Origin of the sequence: Streptomyces sp. FXJ1.172, assembly GCF_001636945.3 — a bacterium.
GTDB lineage: Bacteria > Actinomycetota > Actinomycetes > Streptomycetales > Streptomycetaceae > Streptomyces.
In genome coordinates this window covers 2,514,748-2,535,837 of the sequence record NZ_CP119133.2, presented here as the reverse complement: position 1 = coordinate 2,535,837, position 21,090 = coordinate 2,514,748, and the positions used below count along the sequence as shown (strand labels likewise).

15 protein-coding genes and 4 pseudogenes are annotated in these 21,090 nt (G+C 72.2%); 10 read left to right on the top strand and 9 right to left on the bottom strand.

The window, feature by feature from the left end; translation table 11 throughout:
- Positions 1-79 precede the first annotated feature (79 nt).
- Complete coding sequence (locus tag A6P39_RS11235; protein WP_067056085.1) at positions 80-1,717, bottom strand: acyl-CoA dehydrogenase family protein; 1,638 nt, start codon at positions 1,715-1,717, stop codon at positions 80-82.
- A gap of 131 nt (positions 1,718-1,848) precedes the next feature.
- Between A6P39_RS11235 and A6P39_RS11230 the strand changes: the two genes are divergently transcribed.
- Positions 1,849-3,027: a YihY/virulence factor BrkB family protein gene (locus A6P39_RS11230; RefSeq protein WP_067056082.1), complete on the top strand. Its 1,179-nt coding sequence runs from the start codon at positions 1,849-1,851 to the stop codon at positions 3,025-3,027.
- 534 nt (positions 3,028-3,561) lie between these two features.
- Positions 3,562-4,248: a helix-turn-helix domain-containing protein gene (locus A6P39_RS11225; RefSeq protein WP_199841040.1), complete on the top strand. Its 687-nt coding sequence runs from the start codon at positions 3,562-3,564 to the stop codon at positions 4,246-4,248.
- Here A6P39_RS11225 and A6P39_RS11220 read toward each other — a convergent pair.
- Both A6P39_RS11220 and A6P39_RS11215 read right to left on the bottom strand, forming a co-directional pair.
- Positions 4,231-4,632 (bottom strand): VOC family protein, encoded by a 402-nt coding sequence (locus A6P39_RS11220; RefSeq protein WP_067056079.1) that lies wholly within the window; start codon positions 4,630-4,632, stop codon positions 4,231-4,233. The genes A6P39_RS11225 and A6P39_RS11220 overlap by 18 nt on opposite strands.
- Before the next feature lie 295 nt (positions 4,633-4,927).
- Positions 4,928-5,560, bottom strand: a complete 633-nt coding sequence (locus A6P39_RS11215) for a VOC family protein (RefSeq protein ID WP_067056078.1) — start codon at positions 5,558-5,560, stop codon at positions 4,928-4,930.
- A gap of 225 nt (positions 5,561-5,785) precedes the next feature.
- Here A6P39_RS11215 and A6P39_RS11210 point away from each other — a divergent pair.
- Together A6P39_RS11210 and A6P39_RS11205 are read left to right on the top strand one after the other, a co-directional pair.
- Positions 5,786-6,148: pseudogene (locus tag A6P39_RS11210) on the top strand (isocitrate lyase/phosphoenolpyruvate mutase family protein); the annotation flags it as partial.
- A gap of 58 nt (positions 6,149-6,206) precedes the next feature.
- Positions 6,207-6,473 (top strand): hypothetical protein, encoded by a 267-nt coding sequence (locus A6P39_RS11205; protein ID WP_067056075.1) that lies wholly within the window; start codon positions 6,207-6,209, stop codon positions 6,471-6,473.
- Positions 6,474-6,665: 192 nt separating this feature from the next.
- Here the strand turns inward: A6P39_RS11205 and A6P39_RS11200 are convergent, their stop codons facing one another.
- From A6P39_RS11200 to A6P39_RS11185, 4 genes and pseudogenes are all read right to left on the bottom strand, one after another.
- Positions 6,666-6,869 (bottom strand): hypothetical protein, encoded by a 204-nt coding sequence (locus A6P39_RS11200; RefSeq protein WP_067056072.1) that lies wholly within the window; start codon positions 6,867-6,869, stop codon positions 6,666-6,668.
- Between the two features lie 63 nt (positions 6,870-6,932).
- Positions 6,933-7,622: pseudogene (locus A6P39_RS11195) on the bottom strand (substrate-binding domain-containing protein); the annotation flags it as partial.
- A gap of 109 nt (positions 7,623-7,731) precedes the next feature.
- Positions 7,732-8,820, bottom strand: coding sequence for a LacI family DNA-binding transcriptional regulator (locus A6P39_RS11190; protein ID WP_067056068.1), 1,089 nt, complete (start codon positions 8,818-8,820; stop codon positions 7,732-7,734).
- A 127-nt stretch (positions 8,821-8,947) separates the two neighbouring features.
- On the bottom strand, positions 8,948-9,964 hold the full coding sequence (locus A6P39_RS11185; protein WP_199841039.1) for a hydroxyacid dehydrogenase: 1,017 nt from the start codon (positions 9,962-9,964) through the stop codon (positions 8,948-8,950).
- A gap of 1,999 nt (positions 9,965-11,963) precedes the next feature.
- Between A6P39_RS11185 and A6P39_RS45485 the strand changes: the two are divergent.
- From A6P39_RS45485 to A6P39_RS11170, 3 genes and pseudogenes are all read left to right on the top strand, one after another.
- Positions 11,964-12,515 (top strand): annotated as a pseudogene (locus A6P39_RS45485) (Ig family protein); the annotation flags it as partial.
- 26 nt (positions 12,516-12,541) lie between these two features.
- Complete coding sequence (locus A6P39_RS11175) at positions 12,542-13,792, top strand: alginate lyase family protein (protein WP_067056153.1); 1,251 nt, start codon at positions 12,542-12,544, stop codon at positions 13,790-13,792.
- 139 nt (positions 13,793-13,931) lie between these two features.
- Positions 13,932-15,521: a carboxylesterase/lipase family protein gene (locus A6P39_RS11170; RefSeq protein WP_199841042.1), complete on the top strand. Its 1,590-nt coding sequence runs from the start codon at positions 13,932-13,934 to the stop codon at positions 15,519-15,521.
- A gap of 437 nt (positions 15,522-15,958) precedes the next feature.
- On the opposite strand, the gene mmuM is transcribed toward A6P39_RS11170, so the two are convergent.
- On the bottom strand, positions 15,959-16,888 hold the full coding sequence (gene mmuM / locus A6P39_RS11165; protein ID WP_067046123.1) for a homocysteine S-methyltransferase: 930 nt from the start codon (positions 16,886-16,888) through the stop codon (positions 15,959-15,961).
- 178 nt (positions 16,889-17,066) lie between these two features.
- Here mmuM and A6P39_RS11160 point away from each other — a divergent pair.
- Together A6P39_RS11160 and A6P39_RS45480 are read left to right on the top strand one after the other, a co-directional pair.
- Positions 17,067-17,950, top strand: a pseudogene (locus A6P39_RS11160) (family 43 glycosylhydrolase); the annotation flags it as partial.
- 23 nt (positions 17,951-17,973) lie between these two features.
- Positions 17,974-18,102: an RICIN domain-containing protein gene (locus tag A6P39_RS45480; RefSeq protein WP_443052852.1), complete on the top strand. Its 129-nt coding sequence runs from the start codon at positions 17,974-17,976 to the stop codon at positions 18,100-18,102.
- 7 nt (positions 18,103-18,109) lie between these two features.
- Here the strand turns inward: A6P39_RS45480 and A6P39_RS11155 are convergent, their stop codons facing one another.
- Positions 18,110-19,789, bottom strand: coding sequence for a rhamnogalacturonan lyase B N-terminal domain-containing protein (locus A6P39_RS11155; protein WP_067046125.1), 1,680 nt, complete (start codon positions 19,787-19,789; stop codon positions 18,110-18,112).
- 104 nt (positions 19,790-19,893) lie between these two features.
- On the opposite strand from A6P39_RS11155, the gene A6P39_RS11150 reads away from it, so the two are divergent.
- Positions 19,894-21,039 (top strand): rhamnogalacturonan acetylesterase, encoded by a 1,146-nt coding sequence (locus A6P39_RS11150; RefSeq protein ID WP_107304358.1) that lies wholly within the window; start codon positions 19,894-19,896, stop codon positions 21,037-21,039.
- Positions 21,040-21,090: the final 51 nt, after the last annotated feature.

The following is a 21,090-nucleotide window of genomic DNA, read 5'->3' as shown; positions in this document are numbered from 1 at the left end:
GCACCACCCCGTCCCTTCCGGGGGCCCGGCCGATCCGCACAGCCCCGCGCCCCCGAGCCGGCGGGGCCGCCCCCCTGTCTCAGAGCACAGGGCGCGCGCGTTCCACCACCGCTTCCAGGTCCAGGCCCGTCGGCAGGGTGCCGTAGGACGCGCCGTGATCCCCGCCCAGGCGGGAGGCGCAGAACGCGTCCGCGACCTGCGGCGGGGCGTGCCGGACCAGCAGGGCGCCCTGGAGGACCAGCGCGAGCCGCTCCACCAGGCGGCGGGCGCGGCCCTCGATGCCGTCAAGGTCGGCCAGCTCGGTGAACAGGTCCTTCACCGCCCGGTCCAGGCGGTGGTCGGCACCGTGCGCCTGCCCGATCTCGGTCAGGCAGGCGTCCAGCGCTCCGGGCCCGCGCTGCAACGCCCGGAGCACGTCCAGCGCCTGGACGTTCCCGGCGCCCTCCCACACGGAGTTCAGCGGCGACTCCCGTACCAGCCGGGGCAGCCCGGACTCCTCGACGTAGCCGTTGCCGCCGAGGCACTCCGCGGCCTCCACCACAACGGGCGCACAGCGCTTGGTGATCCAGTACTTCGCGGCCGGCACCGCGAGCCGCAGGAAGGCGCGTTCCCGCTCGCCGCCGTCGTCGTAGGCGGCCGCCAGCCGCAGCGCGAGCGCCGTCGCGGCCTCGGACTCCAGCGCGAGATCGGCGAGGACGTTGCGCATCAGCGGCTTGTCGATCAGTCTTCCGCCGAACGCCTCCCGGTAGGCGCAATGGTGCACGGCCTGCGCCACCGCCTGCCGCATCAGGCCCGCCGAGCCGAGCGCGCAGTCCAGCCGCGTCGCGGTGACCATCTCGATGATGGTCCGCACCCCGCGCCCCTCCTCGCCCACCCGGCGCGCCCAGGTCCGGTCGAACTCGACCTCGGCCGAGGCGTTGGACCGGTTGCCCAGCTTGTCCTTCAGCCGCTGGAGCAGGAACACGTTGCGAGAGCCGTCCGCGAGGACACGCGGGACGAGGAAGCAGGTGAGGCCGCCGGGCGCCTGGGCGAGCACCAGGAAGCCGTCGGACATCGGCGCCGAGCAGAACCACTTGTGCCCGGTCAGCGTGTACGTGCCGGCCTCGGCGAGCGGCCGGGCCTCGGTCCTGTTCGCCCGTACGTCGCTGCCGCCCTGCTTCTCCGTCATGGCCATGCCGAAGAGGGCGCCGGGCTTCTGTCCGGCGGGCCGCAGCGCGCGGTCGTAGATCGTCGACGTCAGCCGCGGCTCCCACTGCGCCGCCAGCTCCGGGTCGGCCCGCAGCGCGGGCACGGCCGCGTGCGTCATCGACAGCGGACAGCAGTTGCCCGCCTCGGCCTGCGTCCAGATCAGGAACCCGGCCGCCCGGCGCACATGCCCGCAGGGCCGCGCCCAGGCCGCGGTCAGCCCCGCCCCGACCCCCTTGCCCAGCAGCCGGTGCCAGGCCGGGTCGAAGTCGACCTCGTCGATCCGGTGACCATAACGGTCGTGGGTGCGCAACCGCGGCGGGTTCTCGTTCGCCCGCGCCCCCCACTCCTGCACCTGCGCTGAGCCGGCCGAGCGGCCCAGCGCGGACAGCTCCGCGCGCACCTCGTCCAGCACACCCGGAACGGTGTACCGCTCGACGGCGTCCACGAGCGCCCGGTCGGCGGTGAAGAGGTCGTAGCCGACCAGCGGGGGCGGCTGGTTCGTCACGGTGTGGGTGGAGCTGCCTGCCATGATTGCGAACCTACCCGGGACGGAGGTGGTGATGGCCTCCAGCGTGGCACAGCGGCGCGGGACGGGGCACCGGACCCGCTCACCCGCCCCGGAAGGTGAGGACGGTGCGGTGCTGCGGATACCGTTGGGTCGTGCAGCCAGCAAGTGAACCCCCCGCGCGGCCCGCCGGTCGCCTCCACCGGGCCAGAGCCCTCTACCGGAACGTCTCCAAGCGCAGGACGGCCTGGCTGCTGCTCAAGGACACCGTCAACTCCTGCATGGAGTACCGCATCCTGGGCCTGGCGGCCGAGGCGGCGTTCTTCACGCTGCTGTCCGTGCCACCACTGCTGCTCTGCCTCATCGGGCTGCTCGCGTACGTCGACACCTGGACCGGTGCCCACACCATCAGCAGCCTCGAGACCAACATCCTCGACGCCTCCCGGACGGTCCTGTCCGACAAGGGTGTGAACGAGATCACCGAGCCGATCCTGCACGACGTGATGAAGGGCCGGCCCGACGTCATCTCGATCGGCTTCGTCTTCGCCCTGTGGTCCGGCTCCCGCGCGGTGAACGTCTTCATCGACACCATCACCGTCATGTACGGCCTCGACGGCGTCCGCGGCATCGTCAAGACGCGGATGATGTCGTTCCTGCTGTTCATCGTGGCGCTGCTGATCGGTTCGGTGGCGCTGCCGCTGATGGTGGCGGGCCCGGACGCGGTGGTGCGGGTGGTGCCCTGGTCGGCGACGCTGGTCCAGGTCCTGTACTGGCCGGTCGTCATCGTCCTGTCCATCGCCTTCCTGACGACCCTGTACCACGTGTCCGTGCCGGTCCGCTCCCCGTGGATCGAGGACGTCCCCGGCGCCCTCGTCGCCCTCGCCATGTGGGTCCTCGGCAGCTTCCTGCTCCGCATCTACCTCGTGCACACCATCGAGGGCGCCACGATCTACGGCTCCCTCGCCGCGTCCGTCGCCGTCCTGCTGTGGATCGGTGTGTCCGCCTTCGCCGTCCTCGTCGGCGCGGCAGTGAACGCGGCCATCGACCGGGTCTGGCCGGCCGCCGCCACGGCCGCGGCCCGCGAGGCGAACGAGCGGATGCGCGAGGCACAGGTCGCCGAGTACGTCGCCCGGACGGCTGCGGCCCGCGAAGCAGACCCCGACGACCTGGACATGCCCTCCGAGTTCCCCGAGCGCTGGTCCCGCTTCCTGCCCCCGGAAGACGTCACGGCCCGCCTGCGCACCCACGCGAAGAACCCGCACCACCACCCCGCACACCATGCCGACGCAGACACCCACGAGGACCACGGGAGCACACCACCGCAGGCTCAGTGAGCGGCGGAGCGGCACGGTTCTGCGTACTGGCGACTGCCGACTGCCGACTGCCGACTGCCGACTGCCGACTGCCGACCGGCGGCTGCCGACCGGCGACCCGTGATTGGCGGAGGACGACTGTCGACGGACGACGGACGACGGACGACTGTCGACGATCACGGACGATGGGCGACTGGCGACTGGCGACTGGCGACGGTCGACCGGCGACCGGCTGTTCTGCGGTCCGGTGGCCGGTGGTGTTGCGGATCGGTGACCGGTGGTCCGTCGGCCCTGTGGACTGGTGACAGCCCTGTTGACCGGGGCCCTCCAGGCCGGCTCTCACACCGGCGCCCGCCTCGACTCGGACGCCCGCCTCGGGTACCCGCCCGGCCGCTACCGCCGAGACGGACCGGTGTCGTGCGGGCCGGCTGTCAGCGCCGAGGTGACCCGGCATTGTCCAGCCGACTGCGGTTCCCGGCCGGACCCGCATCTCCGGACCGACCGCCGTCGACCGGTCGTACGCGGTGCACCACGGCGCGACGTACGCTGGCCCCCGTGTACACGCAACGGGCGTCCCGGCTGGCCGGCGCTGTCGTGTGGACGAAGACCCCGACCGGGGCCGGGCGCCGGGGTGTCCTCCCGGACGGCTGCATGGACCTGTTGTGGAGCGAGGGCCGGCTGCTGGTCGCGGGCCCCGACACCCGCCCCTATTACCCCGAGGGCGCGGACCGCACCTGGGCGGGCATCCGCTTCTTCCCCGGCACCGCGCCCGCCCTGCTCGGCGTACCGGCGTACGAACTGCGCGACCAGCGTGCGGAGTTGGCCGACCTGTGGCCCGCCGCCCGGGTCCGCCGGCTGTGCGACCGTCTGGAGGCGGCACCCGACCCGGCGACGGCGCTGGAGGACATCGCCCTGGACACGGCCGCGGGAGCGACGGCCCCCGATCCGCTGCTGCGCCGGCTGGTGGAGCGTCTGGACGAGGGCTGCTCGGTGTCCGCGACGGCTGTCGAACTCGGTGTCGCCGCACGCACGTTGCACCGCCGGTGCCTGGGCGCGTTCGGCTACGGCCCCAAGACCCTGGCCCGGATCCTGCGCCTGCAGCGCGCGCTGGCGCTGGCCCGCTCCGGGTTGCCGTACGCCGAGACGGCGGCCCGCGCGGGCTACGCGGACCAGCCTCATCTCGCCCGCGAGGTGCGGGAGTTGGCGGGAGCGCCGCTCGGGGAGCTACTCGGCGGCGGGTAGCGGGGCGAACAGGTCGACGCCGTTGCCGTCGGGGTCGTGGACGGTGGCGTACCGCTGCCCCCAGAAGGCGTCCCACGGCTTCAGCTCCCCGTGGTATCCGGCGGCCACGAGACCGTCGTACAGGGCGTCGACCTCGGCGGGGGAGCCGCACCGGAAGGCGAGCCCGACGCGTCCGCCGCCCTCGGGGGGCCGCCAGCCGGGGTGGAAGGAGCGGACGGTCTCCTCGGTGTCCAGGGCGAGCACCAGTCCGCCGGGCAGTTCGGCCTCGACATGAGGCTGTTCCTCGGCGCCGGGCGAGAAGGCCAGCCCGAGACGGCGGTAGAAGGCGAGTGAGGCGGCCAGGTCGGAGGCCACCACGCCGATCACGGCGAATCGTGCAGTCATGAGGTCACGGTAGGAGGGGGGTGGAGGGCAGGTCTTGAAGGAATCGGCCACACCGGCGGCGACCTCGAGGCTCCCGGAGCCCCGAGCCCCGAGCCCCGAGCCCCGAGCCCCGAGCCCCGAGCCCCGAGCCCCGAGCCCCGAGCCCCGAGCCCCGGGGCCCTGAGCCCCGGGCTCCGAGCCTGCGCGCGGTCGCCGACTGCCTGCCGCGCGCGGTCGTCGGCTGCCTGCCCCTGCTCCAGCCGATCGCGCTGACGCCGCCCCGCTCCCTTTTCCCTGGTCCCCGGGCCGCTGTTTCTCAGCCGAAGGTGACCGGGCCGTTCGGGGTGTCCAGGGTGAAGGAGAGCGCGGCCGGGCCCGCGGCGAGGGTCAGGCCCGTGCCCAGGGCCGCGAGCGGCCCGCGCACTTCCTCCGGGTCGGGCACCGTGGCCGTCACCTCCAGCAGCGGGGTGAGGGGCAGGCCCGAGGCGGCCGGGTGGCGCGAGTCGCCCCAGTCGATCAGGAACGGCACCAGACCGGAGGGGTGCGCGCAGTCGCCGTCGGTCAGCCGCCAGCGCAGCACGGTCCCGTCGGGGGTGCGGCGGCTCATCGGGCGGACGGGCCCGGGGTCGTAGCCCCGCGCGCGGGCCGCCGTGACCGCCGTGTCCAGGTCGGGCGGGCTGATCGCCCAGGTCAGGGTGCGTGGCCCGGTCAGCAGGTCGACGCCGAACGGCCGGGGCCCGGCCGGCTCCGGCTGCTCCGGGTCGGGCCCGAGGATCTCCAGGTAGCTCCGGCCGCCCAGCCCCACCAGGTGGTTGCGGGTGCCGAGCCCCAGGTGGACACCGCCGGGCGCGGGGGTCACTCCGGTGCGCCGGGTGAAGTCGGCGACGGTCGCGGCCAGATCGGGCGTGGCGAGGACGAGATGGTCCAGGAGCGCGGGAACGGCGTTCATGCCCGGCGAGGCTACGGTCACCGGCCCGGCGCTTCAAGCGGGTTGAGCCGGAGGCGAGCGACTCAGGAACGTTTCTGCGGTGAACCGGTTCCTCCATTGGGGCGAGTAAAGCTCGCGTACATGAATGGTCATGTGAATTTCTAGAGACGCTCTTGTTTTGGTAAAGAGCGTCAGGCGCGGTAGCCCATTTGCTCCGTGTCACCCACCCACAGGAGGAGCCGGACGTTGACTTACGGTAAACAGCTGCGCGAGCGCATCGCCGGGCCCGGGACCACGCCGCTGATCGGTGTGTACGACATGTACTCGGCGTCGATCGCGGCCAAGCACTACGACGGCATGTTCGTCTCGGGCTTCGGATTCGCGGCGTCGTACTACGGGCTGCCGGACATCGGCTTCATCGCCTGGCCCGACATGGTGGCCTTCGTCCAGCGGCTGCGGGGCGCGTTCCCGCACCATCATCTGCTGGTCGACGTCGACGACGGGTACGTCGACCCCGAGGTCGCCTGTCATGTCGTCGAGGGGCTGGAGCGCATCGGTGCCTCCGGTGTGATCCTGGAGGACCAGAAACGGCCCCGTCGCTACCGCCACCAGCCTGCTGGAAGCGCAACATCGCCCGCGAGCGGCTCACCCCCGAGGGCGTGGGCGTGTGAGCGGTACCGCATCCCGGCTCGGGCGGGCGGCGGTCCTCGCCGCGGCGCTGCTCGGCGCCGGCGCGGTACCCGCGGCCGCGAACGACAGCCTGATCACCGTGATCGACAACTCCCACGCCGACTCCTGGCTCGAGGTCGACCGCACGGCCAATGTCCAGACCGGCAGGGGTACGGCCGGCAGCGACCACGACGGCAGCGCCGTGGACGCGATCGAGGCCCTCGTCGGCGCAGCCCACGGCCACAGGGAGGTCTGGGACGGCTGAGCGACCGGGGGAGGCGGCCGGTTACCTGACCGGATCCGGTCACTGCAGTGCGACCGTGCGGCGACGACGGACGGGCACCTCGTGCGGCGACGACGGACGGGCACCTCGTGCGGCGACGACGGACGGGCACCTCGTGCGGCAGGTGCCCGGCCGGCGCCGTGGCACGGCCCGGATCGGGCCGAAGCCCGTTCCTCAGTCCTCGTCGGGGTCGGGGCGGCCGTTCTCGTCGAGTTCGACGTCCTCCTTCGGGTCGTGGTCGTCGCCGGGCGTGGCCACGGCGGTGCGGTGCTGACCGGGGGCAAGGGTGCGGCAGGCGGCATGGGCCGTGCCGTAGGCGGTGACCAGAGCGACTGCGGCCACGGCCAGGGCCGCTGCGGTGCGCGTGGTGATGATCATGCCCGGGCAAACGATCTTGAGTGTGGCGCGGTCACCGCACTGCCTCCGAACGGGCGTTCCGGGTCACGCAGTTGGCCGCTCCACGGGGGGCGCGGCGGTGCTCCCGCGGGGGACCAGCCGGGTCGACAGCTCGGTGCGGGTGCCCTCCGGGCGCTCGCCGTGCATCATCCGCGCCAGCAGCCGCAGCGCGGTCGCCGCCGTCTCCCCGAGCGGCTGGCGCACGGTGGTCAGACCCGGCGTCACCCACTGGGCCTCGGGCAGGTCGTCGAAGCCCACGACGCTGATGTCGTCCGGCACCCTCACGCCCCTCTCCGCGAGCGCCGCGTACACCCCGAGGGCCATCCGGTCCGAACACACGAACACCGCGGTCGGCGGTTCGGGCAGGTCCAGCAGCTCGTGCGTGCGCAGGCGGGCGAGGGCCTCGTCGAACCCTGCGTGCCGTACGTACTCGGCGCGGTACCGCACCCTGGCCGAGGCGAGTGCGGACCGGTGGCCGGCCACCCGGGCGCCGCCGGCCATCGCGCGCCGGCGCCCGGCGATCACCGCGATCCGCCGGTGGCCGAGCCCGAGCAGGTGCTCGGTCGCGCTCACGCCGCCCTGCCAGTTGGCCGCCCCGACCGACACCACACCGGCCGGCGGCTCGTGCGCGGGATCGATCAGTACGTAGGGGATGCGATGGTGGTCCAGCCATGCGTACTGGGACGGGGACAGCTCCGCCAGGTTGAACAGCACTCCCGAGGAGCCGCGCGCCGTCACCAGGTGCGCGCCTTGCCGACGCAGCCTGCCGAAGGACCGGCAGACCGCTGGGCAAAGACCGACGGCGTCGGAAGGCGGAAGAAACCGGTTACGTAATAGCGCGGAACTATCCGCGCGGAGCGGGCGGCCGCACCGAACTGCGTACGACGACATGGGTGCCCAGCACCACGTGCTCACCGTCGGCGCTCCTGCGGCGACCCGCACCGCCCTCGCGCCGGTCGGCCACCGCACGCAGCGCCACCCGGCCCATCTCCTCGTACGGCACGTGCACCGTGGTCAGCTGGGGCGTCAGCCGGGAGGCGAGCGGGATGTCGTCGTAGCCCACGATCGAGACGTCCTCCGGCACGCGCAGCCCGGCCGCGCGCAGCGCCTGCATGGCGCCCGCGGCCACCACGTCGGTCCCGGCGAGCACCGCGGTGAACCCCGGCGTCTCGCGCAGGGCCGCCTCGACCGCGTCGTAGCCGTGCGTGTCGTCGTACGGGCCGTGTCGGACCGCACACTCCTCGAACGGCACGCCGTACGCCTCGAAGGCACGCCGCGCACCCCTCAACCTGCCCTGCGCGGCGGTGAGTTCGGCCGGACCGGGCAGCACGAGGACGCGCCGGTGGCCGGCCGACAGCAGGTGGCTGGCCATGGCGTAGGCGCCGCCCTCGTTGTCGTAGTCGACCGTGGTGGCCGGCACCTCGCCCTCCAGGGCCGGCCTGCCCACGAGGACGAGATGGGAACCGGCCGCGTCCAGGGAGCGGGCGAAGCGGGCCATGCGCAGCTGGTACTCGTCGTAGTCGTACGCGCCGCCCAGCAGCACCACGGCGGCCACGCCCTGCTGCCGCATGAGGTTGACCAGCGCCAGCTCCCGCTCGGGGTCGTCGCCGGTCGTGCCGACCAGCGACAGCCAGCCGCGCAGCGTGGCCGCGCCCTCGACACCCTTGGCCACGTGGGCGAACGCGGCGCCGGTGATGTTGTTGATGAGGATCGCCACCGTCGGTGTGCCGCCGCCGGCCAGCGAGCGGGCGTGGGCGTTGGTGACGTAGTCCAGGTCCCGGACGACCTTCATCACCCGCCGGCGCAGCTCGTCCGACACCGGGTAGTTGCCCGACAGCACCCGCGAGACGCTCGCCACGGAGACACCGGCGCGCTCCGCCACGTCGCGGATGGTCGCCCGGCCGGCACCACTGGGCGCGTTGCGCTGACTCACCGTGGGACTCCTTCGACGTCGTGGCGCCTCTCCCGCCCGCCCGGGGCCCGCCCGCGCCGGTGCGGAAGCCGTATCCCACCGCTGCTTTGGTCCGGTGGCCCTGTGGACGGCGCTCCCGCCACGCCCATCAGGCGACCCGGGGCAGGTCCGCGTGCCGCACCTCGTGCAGCAGCGGCAGGCCCGCGGCCAGCCGCTCCAGCTCCTCCACCACGATCGTGCCCAGCCTCTCCAGCTCATTGCCGAGCGAGCCCGCGATGTGCGGGGTGAGAAAGACGTTGGGCAGCCGGTACAGCGGGGAGCCGGCGGGCAGCGGCTCGGGCTCGGTGACGTCCAGGACCGCGCGCAGGCGCCCGGAGACCAGCTCCTCGGCCAGCGCCTCGTGGTCGACCAGCGCCCCGCGCGCGGTGTTGATCAGCACACCGCCGTCCCGCAGGAGGGCGAGCCGGTCGCGGTCGAGCATGTGGTGGGTCTCGGGGATGTCGGGGGCGTGCAGGGTGACGATGTCGCTGCGCCGCAACAGGTCGTCCAGCGAAAGCAGTTCGGCCCCGAGGGCGGCTGCGTCGGCGGGGCCGACGTAGGGGTCGTGCAGCAGGACCGTGAGATCGAACGGCCGCAGCAGCTCCATCAGCCGGCGCCCCACGCGGGAGGCGCCGATCACCCCGACGCGGCGCCCGAGGTTGCCGGTGGCCGCCGTCTCGGCGGGGCCCGGGTGGGTATGGGTGCGGCGGTAGCGCTCGCGGTGGCCGAAGGCGTCCTTGCCGGCGAGCAGGATCATCGCGAGCGTGTACTCCGCCACCGGCACGGCGTTGCCGGTGACCGCGCTGGAGACGGTGATGCCGTGTTTCCACAGGGCCTCGCCGACCAGGGAGCGGACCGACCCCGCGGCGTGCAGGACGGCACGCAGCCCGGGGGCCGCGGCCAGCACGCCGGCGTCCAGGCGCGGGCAGCCCCAGCCGGTGATCAGCACCTCGGCCCGGGCCAGGGCGCCGGCCACCGCCGGATCGGCGAAGTCCCGTACGACGAGCGCCGCGTCGATGCCGGCCGTGCGTTCCAGCCGGGTCATGAGCGGCGGGGGGAAGAGCAGCGGGAGGTGTACCGGATCCATCGCGAACACGGTCCGCGGCGGCTGGGCGCTGGGGGGCATGGCTCTCCTGACGAACGTGACGAGCGTGACGAACGAAAGTAGAAACGTTTTCAGAAAGCGCCTTCTACCGTATGACTGCCGGGAACGCACGGTCAATCGCCAAGGCGGGGGGCCGGATCCTGCCGGACCCAGGGCCGGTCCGTGCTGGTCGCAGAGGACCGCACCCGCTGCGTACGGGGGGCCGTCCCGCACGGCGCGGGGGACCGGCTGGTGTCCGCCGCACCGCGCAGGCTCCCGGACCGGCTCGATCCCCTGGTCACGACCGGTGCCGACCTCGGCCGTACGGAACACCTGGCCCCGGCAACCGGTTGCCGGGACCAGCCGCAGCGTACGGTCCGCGTGGCCACCGGCCCGGCACCCACACGGTTTTCGAAAGTTCGTCGCGCCTCTTGACGCGCCGTGCCCGCAGGAAGAAGCTCCCTGCACCACTCGTAGAAACCGATTGCCGAAATCTCGCACATCAAGGAGCGGCACCCCGCAGCCCCAGGCGTGGGTACGTCATCTCACCGAAGGGAGTGGGTAGTTCATGTACACCCAGGCCGGGCCTCGCATGAGCCACCGATTCCCGCCCCCTCGACGGGCGGTGCCGCGGCCGGAGGGGCGGCCCCGAGCGGCCGCACTGTGCAGGCTTCCACCGGCCTCGGCGACGAGACCGTCGGTTGTGCAGGCGTCCGTCGGTGTCAGCGGGGACGAGACCATCGGCTGTGCAGGCGTCCGTCGGTGTCAGCGGCGGCGAGACCGTCGGCTGTGCAGGCGTCCACCGGCGTCGGCGGCGATGAGACCGCCACCTTGACGGGGTCGAGCCCGACGGCATCTCCCCGGATCCCCGGACCCGGCCGAACAGACCACGAGGAACGGCTGGAGACCACCCGCGCCCGACCCGGCGTCTGCCGCCGAACCACGTGTCCGGCGGCAGACGCAACGGTCGAGCCACCACGTTCGACGGCAGACGCAACGGTCGAGCTACACGTTCGCCGGCAGTCGCAATGGTCGAGCACCACGTTCGCCAGCAGCCACAACGGCCGGACCCCCGCTTTCGACGGCAGCCACAACGGCGTGCCCAACCCGCCGCGACGAGCTTGACCGCGGCTGTCGGCCTGTCCAGCACCGGCCCCAAGCGACCGGCCCGCACCGGCCCCAAGCGACCGGCCCGCACCGGCCCCAAGCGACCGGCCCGCACCGCTCTTTCACCCTCACAAGGAGCCCCGCATGAACCCGTCCCCCTCCCGCCGCACCGCCCTGCAGGCGGCCGGCGCCACCGTGCTCGCCGCCGGCCTGTCAGGCCTCGCGGCCCGCACGGCCCGGGCGGACAGCGCCGGCACCACACCCCGACTGGTCACCCACCCACGCCCGTCCACCCTCCCCACCAACACCAGCTTCACGGTCAAGGTGCGCACCGCACCGGACGGTGACTGGCAGACCCTCGACATCTGGCGACCCCAGTTCGAGGAGATCAACCCCACCACCGGCTCCGGCAAGGTCTACAACTCCTCAATGGTCTACTTCGACTTCCGCGGCACCGTCGAGATCGAGGTGACCTACCTCAAGGGCGGCACCACCAAGGCCCGGATCAGACCCGACGCCCTCGGGATCAAACCCGGCCTCCGCGGCGACACCCTGCGCTTCACCCTCGACGAGCCCCATGACCTCCTCATCCAGATCAACGACGAGATCTTCGACTGCCTGCACCTCATCACCAACCACATCGACCCCCACCCGCCCGCAGCCGACGACCCCGACGTCCTCTACTTCGGGCCCGGCGTGCACACCCTGCCCGGCAACGTCCTCACCGTCCCCAGCGGCAAGACCGTCCACCTGGCAGGCGGTGCCGTCCTGACCGCCCAGGTCCACTTCAAGGACGTGGAAAACGCCGCCCTCACCGGCCGCGGAGTCCTCTGCGCCAGCCCGTACCACGCGATCCTCAGCGGAGGCAGCAAGAACATCCGCATCGAGGACGTCATCGTCCTCAACCCCAAGGGCGGCTACGTCACCACCCTCGGCGAGCGGCACGCTCGGCGTGGTCGCCGAACAGACACCCGGCAGCACCGCCCACCAGGACGGGACCTTCGTGATGCGGGGCGCCGGGACCGACCTGAACGTCAACAACCAGGGCATGACCGGCCAGTTCGTACGACAGCCCGTCACCGGTGACTGCGAGATCACCGCCCGGCTGGTCACCCGCGGCGGGGCGAGCGGCGACCGGGCCGGGCTGCTCATGACCAAGTCCCTGTCACCGTTCGACCAGGCTGCCGGGGCCATCGTCACCGGCGGCACCAGCGCCCAGCTCATGCTGCGCACGACCGTCGCCGGGAAGTCCGCCTTCACGGGCGCGGCGGTCACCGCCCCCTGCCTGCTACGGCTCCAACGCACCGGCACCAGCTTCACCGCGCACGCCTCCACCGACGGCGGCGCCACCTGGATCCCCCTCGCCGCGGGCGACATCCCCGGCTTCGGTGACGCCCCCTACCACGCGGGCCTCGTGGTCTGCTCCCGGGACGCCCTGGCCCACAGCACCACCGAGTTCGACGAGGTGAGCATCACCCCCATGTAGACACCCCAGGATCGGAGATGCACCGGATGAGCCGCACATCCCCCCACACCCGTCTCCCGGACACCGAGGTCAGCCGCCGCGGTCTGCTCAAGACCGCAGGCGGCCTCACCGCCGCCTTCGCCCTCGGCGCCACCACCTCCGCCACCACCGCGGACGCCGCCCCGGCCACCTTCACCCACCCCGGCATGCTCCACAACGCCGGCGACATCAACCGCGCCAAAGTCAGGGTCGCCGCCGGCACCGACCCCTGGCTGTCCGGCTGGAACAGGCTGACCGCCAACCCCCACTCCGCATCCACCTGGACACCCAACCCGCAGGCCACCGTCATCCGCGGCGGCACCGGCGAGAACTACGGCATCCTGTACAACGACATCGCCGCCGCCTACCAGAACGCCCTGCGCTGGAACATCGCCGGCACCGAGGCCAACGCCGAGTGCGCCGCGAGAATCCTCAACGCCTGGTCGTCCACCCTCACCACGGTCACCGGCAACGCCGACCGCTTCCTCGCCGCCGGCATCTACGGTTGGGAATTCGCCAACGCGGCGGAACTCATGCGCGACCACGACGGGTTCGACCTCGCCGCGTTCCAGCAGATGATGACCGACGTCTTCTACCCGCTCAACAACAGCTTCCTGACCCACCACAACGACGCCTGCATCACCAACTACTGGGCGAACTGGGACCTGTGCAACATGGCCTCGATCATGGCCACCGGCATCCTCACCGACGACCCCGCCACGTACGACCAGGCCGTCACCTACTTCAAGACCGGCGCCGGAAACGGCTCCATCGGCCACGCCGTGCCGTACCTGTACACCGACTCCGACGGCTACGCCCTCGGCCAATGGCAGGAGTCCGGCCGCGACCAGGGCCACACCGTCATGGGCATGGGCCAGATGGGCGCCGTCTGCGAGATGGCCTGGAACCAGGGCGACGACCTCTACTCCTACGACGACCGCCGCTTCATGAAAGCCGCCCAGTACGTCGCCAAGTACAACACCGGCCAGGACGTCCCCTACACCACCTACACCTGGGGCAGCGGCCAGAACTGCGCCCAGCAGTCACAGACCGTCATCGCCGCCGGCTCCCGCGGCCAGATCCGCCCCGTCTGGGCGATGCTCCACTTCCACTACAACCGCCGCCTGTACCTCGACGACAAGTACATCTCCGCCATGTACTACAACCTCGTCGCCCCCGAAGGCGGCGGCGGGGACTACGGCTCCACCAGCGGCGGCTACGACCAGCTCGGCTTCGGCACCCTGATGTACGCCAAGTGACCACCCGGTCATCCACCGTACCGGCGTAGCCCGAACGGCCCTCCCGCGCGCCCCTGCACCGGAATACCGCACGCACCTGTGGTGCTCTGATGGTGCACGGTGCACGGTGCACGAGCGCGCGGCGAAGGACTGGTGGGCGATGACGGCGGACCAGGCGAACCCCGAGGCCGGTACCGAGGCCGCACCCGTGGTCAGAACACCGTACGGGACCGTACGCGGCCGGTACGAGCACGGCATCGCGGTGTTCCGGGGCATCCCCTACGCGGCACCGCCCTTCGGCCCCCACCGGTTCCGCCCGCCCCGGCCGCCCGAACCCTGGGAGGGGGTGCGCGACGCCGGCACCTTCGGACCCACCGCGCCGAAGCCCCCGTACTCCGAGGCCTTCGCCCAGTACCTCTCCGACCCGGACATCCCCGGCGACGACTGCCTCAACCTCAACATATGGACCCCCGAGCCCGGCCCCGGCGCCCGACTCCCCGTCCTGGTCTGGCTCCACGGCGGCGCCCTGACCAGAGGATCCTCCGCCATACCCGTCTACGACGGCACCGGCTTCGCCCGCGACGGCGTCATCTGCGTCTCCGTCAACTACCGCCTCGGCGTCGAGGGCTACGGACTGTTCCCCGACGCACCCCCCAACCCCGGCCTGCGCGACCAACTCGCCGCCCTGCACTGGGTGCACGACGCGATCGGCGCCTTCGGCGGCGACCCCGACCGCATCACACTGTGCGGCCAGTCGGCCGGCGCCATCAGCGCCGGCGCCCTGCTCGCCGCACCCGCGACCCGGGGACTGATCCGGCGCGCGGTGCTGCAGAGCGGATCACCGGAGACCTCCGACCGCGACAAGGTACGGCGGATGGTGCGCCGCATGGCCATGCGGCTGAAGATCCCCGCCACCGCCGAAGCCTTCGCCGCCGTCGACCGCAACCTGCTGCTGCGCACCCAGGCCGAGGCCGGCCGGCTCAGCAGCCCGGTCCTGGGCGGCTCCGCGTTCGGCATCGTCGTGGACGGCGACCTCGTACCCCGCGACCCGCTCAAAGCCCTGATCGACGGCGACACGGCCCAGGGTGTCGACCTCCTCATGGGCTGGACCCGCGACGAATACCGGCTCTGGCTCGTGCCCGGCGGGCTCATGGAACACGTCGACCGCCTCGGCCCCGTCGCCCTCGCCGGCGCCATGGCCCGCTGCCACACCGGACACGAGGTGCCCCGCGGCTACCGCGCCCTGCACCCCGACGCCGGCACCGCCGAGACCGTCGGCCAGATGGTCACCGACCACCTGCTGCGCGTCCCGCTGCACCGCCTCGCCGACGCCCGCCCCGACACCTCCCACCTCTACGAATTCGCCTGGCCCTCCCGCCTGCCCGGCCTCGGCGCCTGCCACGCCCTGGAGCTGGGCTTCGTCTTCGACACCGGTGCCGCCCCCGAATCGAAGAAACTGGCGGGCGAGGGCGCCCCGCACGAACTGTGCGAGGCGATGCACACCGCCTGGGTACGCTTCGCGACGACCGGCGACCCTGGCTGGCAGACCTGGGACACGTCCCACCCGGTCCGGATCTTCGGCGACGGTGAACCGCATACCGCATACGGCCCCCGGGATGCGGAAATCGCCCTCTGGTCGACCGCCCCCACCGCGCAACCGGCCCCCACCCCGGAAATCCGGGCCCCCGGAGCCGAGTGGGCGGCGGCGATACGACGCCTGCGACGGTCGGTGGGGACGCGGCGGCATTGACCGCCTACGACCGCCAGTCGCCAGTCGACCTCCACGGCCGACCGTCCGCGGCCGTCGGTCGACAACTGGACCGTCTACGGTCGGCAGTCGCCGGCCGACTGTCTACGGTCCCCGCCCCTTCGCACCGTCCGGGAGCTGCGGCAACAGGGCAGCAACCGGTTCCCGTGCGGGAGGCTAGTGCCCCGGCAGGCAACGTTTGCCCGTCAAGGAGCGGCGTCCGGTGCGTGCTCTCGGTGTGCCGGCCGGATGCCCTCGTACTGGACGTACTTGGGCTTCCGGGCGGTGCGGCGAGTGGGGGCACCTCCCGGCCGAAGGCTGGGGGAGCGTGCCGGGCGTCGCGACGGGGCGAACGTTGCCTGTTGGGGCACTGGCGTCCGTCAGGGGACGCGGGCCAGTGCCGGTGCGGGGTCGCCGGGCGGCCCCGGCCGCGCACGGGTTCAGGCCGTGTCCAGCGCCTGCCTGATCGACGCGATCGCCTCCGGCCCCACCCGGCAGCACCCCCCGATGAGCCGAGCACCCGCGTCCCGCCACGTCTTCACCTGCCCGGCGCCGAATCTCCTCCGTCCCGTCCAGGCCCGTGCACGGGCGTCCCAGGCCTCCCCGCTGTTGGGATACACCACGACCGGCTTGCCGGTGACCCGCGCCGCGATCTCCACCGCGGGCTCCACGTCCTGTGGTGCGCAGCAGTTCACGCCCACCGCGATCACCTCGTCCACGCCGGCGGCCAGGGCGAACGCCTCCTCCAGGGGCTGACCGGCACGGGTGTGCATACCGTCGACCGTGTACGACAGCCACGCCGGCACTCCCAGCCCGCGCACCGCCGTCAGCAGCGCGGCGCCCTCGTCGGCGTCCGGCACCGTCTCCAGCGCGAGGACGTCGGGGCCGGCCGCGGCCAGCACCTCCATGCGCGGCCGGTGGAAGCGCTCCAGCTCGTCCACACTCAGCCCGTACCGCCCCCGGTACTCGGAGCCGTCCGCGAGCATCGCCCCGTACGGCCCGACCGAGGCCGCCACCCACAGCGGCCGCTCGACGCCCGCATCCCCGGCCCGCCGGGCGGCCCTGCGCGCGAGATCCACGCTCAGTGCCAGCAGCCGCGCCGCCTCGTCGTGAGAGACGCCGCGCCGGGCGAACCCCTCGAAGGTGGCCTGGTAGCTGGCGGTGATGGCGACATCCGCGCCCGCCAGGAAGTAGGCCAGGTGCGCCTCGGTGATCGCTTCCGGCCGCTCGGCGAGCAGCCGCGCCGACCACAGCTCGTCACTCAGGTCGTGTCCGGCCGACTCCAGCTGGTTGGACATGCCGCCGTCGAGCACGACGGTCCCGGCGGCGAGGGCATCGGCGAGGCGGGGAGAGGTGTTGCTGCTGGTCATGTCACGACGCTAGTCGACGCGGCTGCCGCATGGCCCGCCACCTCCACGACCGGCCCACCGGCCCACCTGCACCACCGGCTCACCGATGAAAGGGCTTTCCCCTCCTCGTGTCGGAAACCCGACGGCACCCCGGACTTCGGTGTGCCCGTCGCCGACACCGTGAAGGAGAGTGCGTGAGATGACACGCGTGTACGCCGCCCTGCTCGCCCTGTGCTGCGCGCTGGCCGCGGCCCTGACGGCGGCCGGCCCCGCGAGGCGGCACCGCAGACGATCACCAACGGCACGCAGTTCACGGACACTTCGGGCGACCCCGTGCACGCGCACGGCGGCGGGGCCATCAAGGCCGGCTCCGCCTACTACTGGTTCGGCGAGGACAGGAACAGCGACAACACCTTCCGGTACGTCGACGCCTACCGCTCCACCGACCCCAAGAACTGGGAGTTCCGCGCCCACGTCCTCACCCAGTCCTCCGCCGCCGAACTGTCCACCGCCTACATCGAGCGCCCGAAGGTCGTCTACAACGCAGCCACCGGCAAGTTCGTGATGTGGATGCACAAGGAGAACGGCATCGACTACACCCAGGCCCGCGTCGCCGTCGCCGTCTCCTCCACGATCGACGGCGCCTACACCTACCGGGGCAGCTTCCAGCCGCTCGGCCAGTACCAGTCCCGCGACATGACCACGTACGTCGACACCGACGGCACCGCCTACCTGGTCTCGTCCGCCAACGACAACTACGACCTGAACATCTACCGGCTCACCGCCGACTACACCGGCATCGACAGCCTCGTCGCCGACCCCTGGCCCGGCGGCCACCGCGAGGCCCCCGCCCTGTTCAAGCGGAACGGCGTCTACTTCAGGCTGACGTCCGGCGCCACGGGCCGGAGCCCCAACCAGCAGCAGTACGCCACCGCCACCTCCGTCGCCGGCCCCTGGACCCCCTGGACCGACACCGGCGACTTCACCGCCTACGGCTCGCAGACCGCGTACGTCCTTCCCGTGCAAGGCCGTTCGGGTACCTCGTACCTCTACATGGGCGACCGCTGGGGCAACTGCTGTGGTCGCTCGTCGCCTCGGGCTCGTACGTGAACATCAAGGCCCGCGCGAGCGGCGAGTGCCTGGACGTCTCAGGCGCCTCCACCGCCAACTCCGCCGCCTTCATCACCTACACCTGCAACGGCGGCTCCAACCAGCAGTGGACTCGGGGGACTTGAGCGGAACTCAGGCCAGCAGGTCGATCGCGTCGATCGCCGTTCCTGCGCTGAGAAAGCCGGTCGTACCCGAACCGCTCACGATGTCGATCTTCAGCACGTTGTACTGGCTGGTGTCCGTGAGCCACGCACTGGCCGGGACACTGTAGGTGAACGTGTTGTTGTTGCCCCGGTAGGAGCCCACCGTCAGGGACCGGGTGCTCGGCTGGGTGGGCGCGGAGGGGACCGGCGACGTCCAGCCGTTGACCGTGACCTGCGGCCGGCCGTTGGCGTAGGCGGTCGTCACGCCGATCCTCAGGGTGTGCGCGGCGGCGGCCTGCGCGGCGGTGAGCTTGAAGTACACGAGCAGGCCGGAGTTGACGTCCTTCCATAGGTAGCAGGGGAAGGCGGACGTCTCGCTGCCGCTGCCGATCACCACGTTCCCGGTCCAGGCGGAGGCCCGTACGTCCGAGGGGTGCGCGTACGTCATCAGGTCCGCGTTCTTCAACCCGCCCGGCGTGCCGTCCCAGTCACCGATCCGCCAGATGGCGCTCGCGTTCGACGGATCGTTGGACGACGCGACGGTGATCGTGTTGAGGGTGGTCGTCGCGCCCGCGGATACGGTCACCTGTGTACTGTATACAGCCAACTCGCCTTTGTAGACGGTCAGCGTGTATACACCCGGCAGGATCCTGGACACCGAGAAGTAGCCGTCCGCCGACCGCGCCGTACCCCAGTACTGCGCGGACGAGTTGGCGAGCCCGACCGTGTACGTGTACGCGGTGTCCCGTCCGCTGATGCCGACGCCGGCGACCCGGCCCCGGCCGCTGTCGGCGACGTACCCGGAGATGCCGAGCGAGTCGGCCCACGCCGTGGTCAGCGTGCCGTGATACAGCGACGGCGACGGTGCCCCGCCGTCGGTGAAGGCGATGACATACGGGCCCTGCAGGCCGAAGCGCTCGGGCTCCGTCTGGTTCTCGCCGTAGTGGAGGATCTCGTACAGTCCGCCGCCGTCGGCGCTCTGGTGGCGCAGCAGCGAGCGGTAGAAGGGACCGCCGGAGGCCTTCTCGTGGTTGCTGCGGACGATCCACAGGCCGACGCCGCCGGTGGTCCAGCCGACATAGTCGTAGTCGATGACCCGTAGCTTCGAGTAGTGCTTGGAGCGGGTCTGGCCGTCGGACTTGGCGAAGACGTCCGAGGCCTCGACGGTGCTGGTGGTGTACGTGTAGGAGTCCGGTTCGTCGTTGAGGAACAGGCCCGCCTTCACCCGCACGATGTACCGGGTGGCGGTGACCGAGGGGTCGGCCTTGTCGGTCCACAGGTAGATGTTGTTCTCGCCGCTGCGGGCGGCGTAGTAGTGCTTCAGCGTGCCGTGGCTGACGGAGATCAGGATGGTGGAGCCGGACTGGGCGATGGTCACGGCGGAGGTGCCGAGGCCGGACTCGACCTGGGAGTTCTTGCCGCCGTAGCCCTGGTACTCGGTCCCCTTGTACACCAGCGACGTCAGGTCGCCGTTGGCCTTGCTGACCTTGAAGACGAGGTGCGCGCCGGTGTCGACCACGTAGTGGGAACCGTCGTCGCTCCAGCCGAAGCCCGCCGCCGACGCGACGCCGGCGAGCGGACCGGCGAGGGCGGCCGTGCCGGCGGCGGCCGCGGCGGTGACGACGAAGGCGCGGCGGGTGACCGCGCCGCTGTTCCGGGTTCCGGACATGGGGGTGCCTCCTTCGGGAGGTCCGGGGAGTGCGGGTGTGAGGCAGAGTGACAGTTGAATCGATTTCGCGAAAGAGCTTTCACCGCTTGGCAGTTGGTGATCGTATGAATTCATCCGGAGAGCTAGAAAGCGCTTGCATCAAGCGGTACGGTCCACCGGCCGGACCTTGTCCAGCGCCTGAGGAGTCACGAGTGAGACGGATCAACGCCGTGCGCGGCGCCGCGCTGACCGCGGCCACGGTCACCCTGTGCGCGACCCTGGCGGCGACCCCCGCCCAGGCCCGCCCCGGGCCGCGCCCGCCCGGCCTCGAGAACTGCACCCCGGCCGCCTGCCACTTCGACGTCCCGCCGGGCACGTACGACGTGACGGTCCGGCTCGGCGGCCGGGCGGCCTCCAGCACCGCCATCACCGGTGAGACCCGCCGCTCCCTGCTCCCGGAGACCACCGTCCCGGCCGGCGCACACGTCACCCGCAGCTTCACCGTGAACGTCCGCACCCCCGAGGGCGAGCCGACCGGCCCCGACGGCACCCCCGGCCTGGACCTGGCCCTCGGCGGCCCTGCCCCCGCCCTCGCCGGCATCCAGGTCACCCCGGCTCACCGCGCCCGCCAGATCATCCTGATCGGCGACTCCACCGTCTGCGACCAGCCCGCCGCCCCCTACTCCGGCTGGGGCCAGCAGCTCCCGCAGTACCTGCGCAAGGGCCTGTCCGTCGCCAATTACGCCGACTCCGGCGAGAGCACCGTCACCTACCTCGCCGATCCTCGGCTCTGGGGCACCGTCCAGCCGCTGATCCGCCCCGGCGACCTCGTCCTCGTCCAGCTCGCCCACAACGACAAGACCACGGACGAGGCCACCTACCGGACCAACCTCGAGACCCTCGTCGCGGGCATCCGGGCCAAGGGCGGCGAGCCGGTGCTCGTCACCCCGATCGTCCGCCGCTGGTTCAGCGCCGACGGCACCCTGAACAACACCACCGCCCTGCTGGTCAACGGCCTCGGCGTAGACCTCCCGGCCGTCATCCGGTCCGTCGCCGGCGCCGAGCACGTCCCCCTGATCGACCTCACGGCGAACACCAAGGCGCTGGTGGAGTCCCTCGGCGTGGAGGGCTCCAAGGCGATCTACCTCTACACCGAGGAGCACGACAACACCCACACCTCCGTCCATGGCGCCACCGTCTACGCGGGCCTCGTCCGTGACGCGCTCGTCGCGATGCGTCTGGTGCCCGAGGGCCTGGTGCGCGTGGGATGAACTCCTGGGGCGCCCCGACCGGAACCGGGGCACCCCAGGTCCCGCCAGGAA

Excerpts from the sequence above, each read along its gene's own strand:
- A6P39_RS11235 (WP_067056085.1), bottom strand. The coding sequence starts at position 1,717 with ATGGCAGGCAGCTCCACCCACACCGTGACGAACCAGCCGCCCCCGCTG.
- A6P39_RS11220 (WP_067056079.1), bottom strand. The coding sequence starts at position 4,632 with ATGACTGCACGATTCGCCGTGATCGGCGTGGTGGCCTCCGACCTGGCC.
- A6P39_RS11215 (WP_067056078.1), bottom strand. The coding sequence starts at position 5,560 with ATGAACGCCGTTCCCGCGCTCCTGGACCATCTCGTCCTCGCCACGCCC.
- A6P39_RS11200 (WP_067056072.1), bottom strand. The coding sequence starts at position 6,869 with ATGATCATCACCACGCGCACCGCAGCGGCCCTGGCCGTGGCCGCAGTC.
- A6P39_RS11185 (WP_199841039.1), bottom strand. The coding sequence starts at position 9,964 with ATGCCCCCCAGCGCCCAGCCGCCGCGGACCGTGTTCGCGATGGATCCG.
- A6P39_RS11175 (WP_067056153.1), top strand. The coding sequence starts at position 12,542 with ATGAGCCGCACATCCCCCCACACCCGTCTCCCGGACACCGAGGTCAGC.
- A6P39_RS11170 (WP_199841042.1), top strand. The coding sequence starts at position 13,932 with ATGACGGCGGACCAGGCGAACCCCGAGGCCGGTACCGAGGCCGCACCC.
- mmuM (WP_067046123.1), bottom strand. The coding sequence starts at position 16,888 with ATGACCAGCAGCAACACCTCTCCCCGCCTCGCCGATGCCCTCGCCGCC.
- A6P39_RS11155 (WP_067046125.1), bottom strand. The coding sequence starts at position 19,789 with ATGTCCGGAACCCGGAACAGCGGCGCGGTCACCCGCCGCGCCTTCGTC.
- A6P39_RS11150 (WP_107304358.1), top strand. The coding sequence starts at position 19,894 with ATGAATTCATCCGGAGAGCTAGAAAGCGCTTGCATCAAGCGGTACGGT.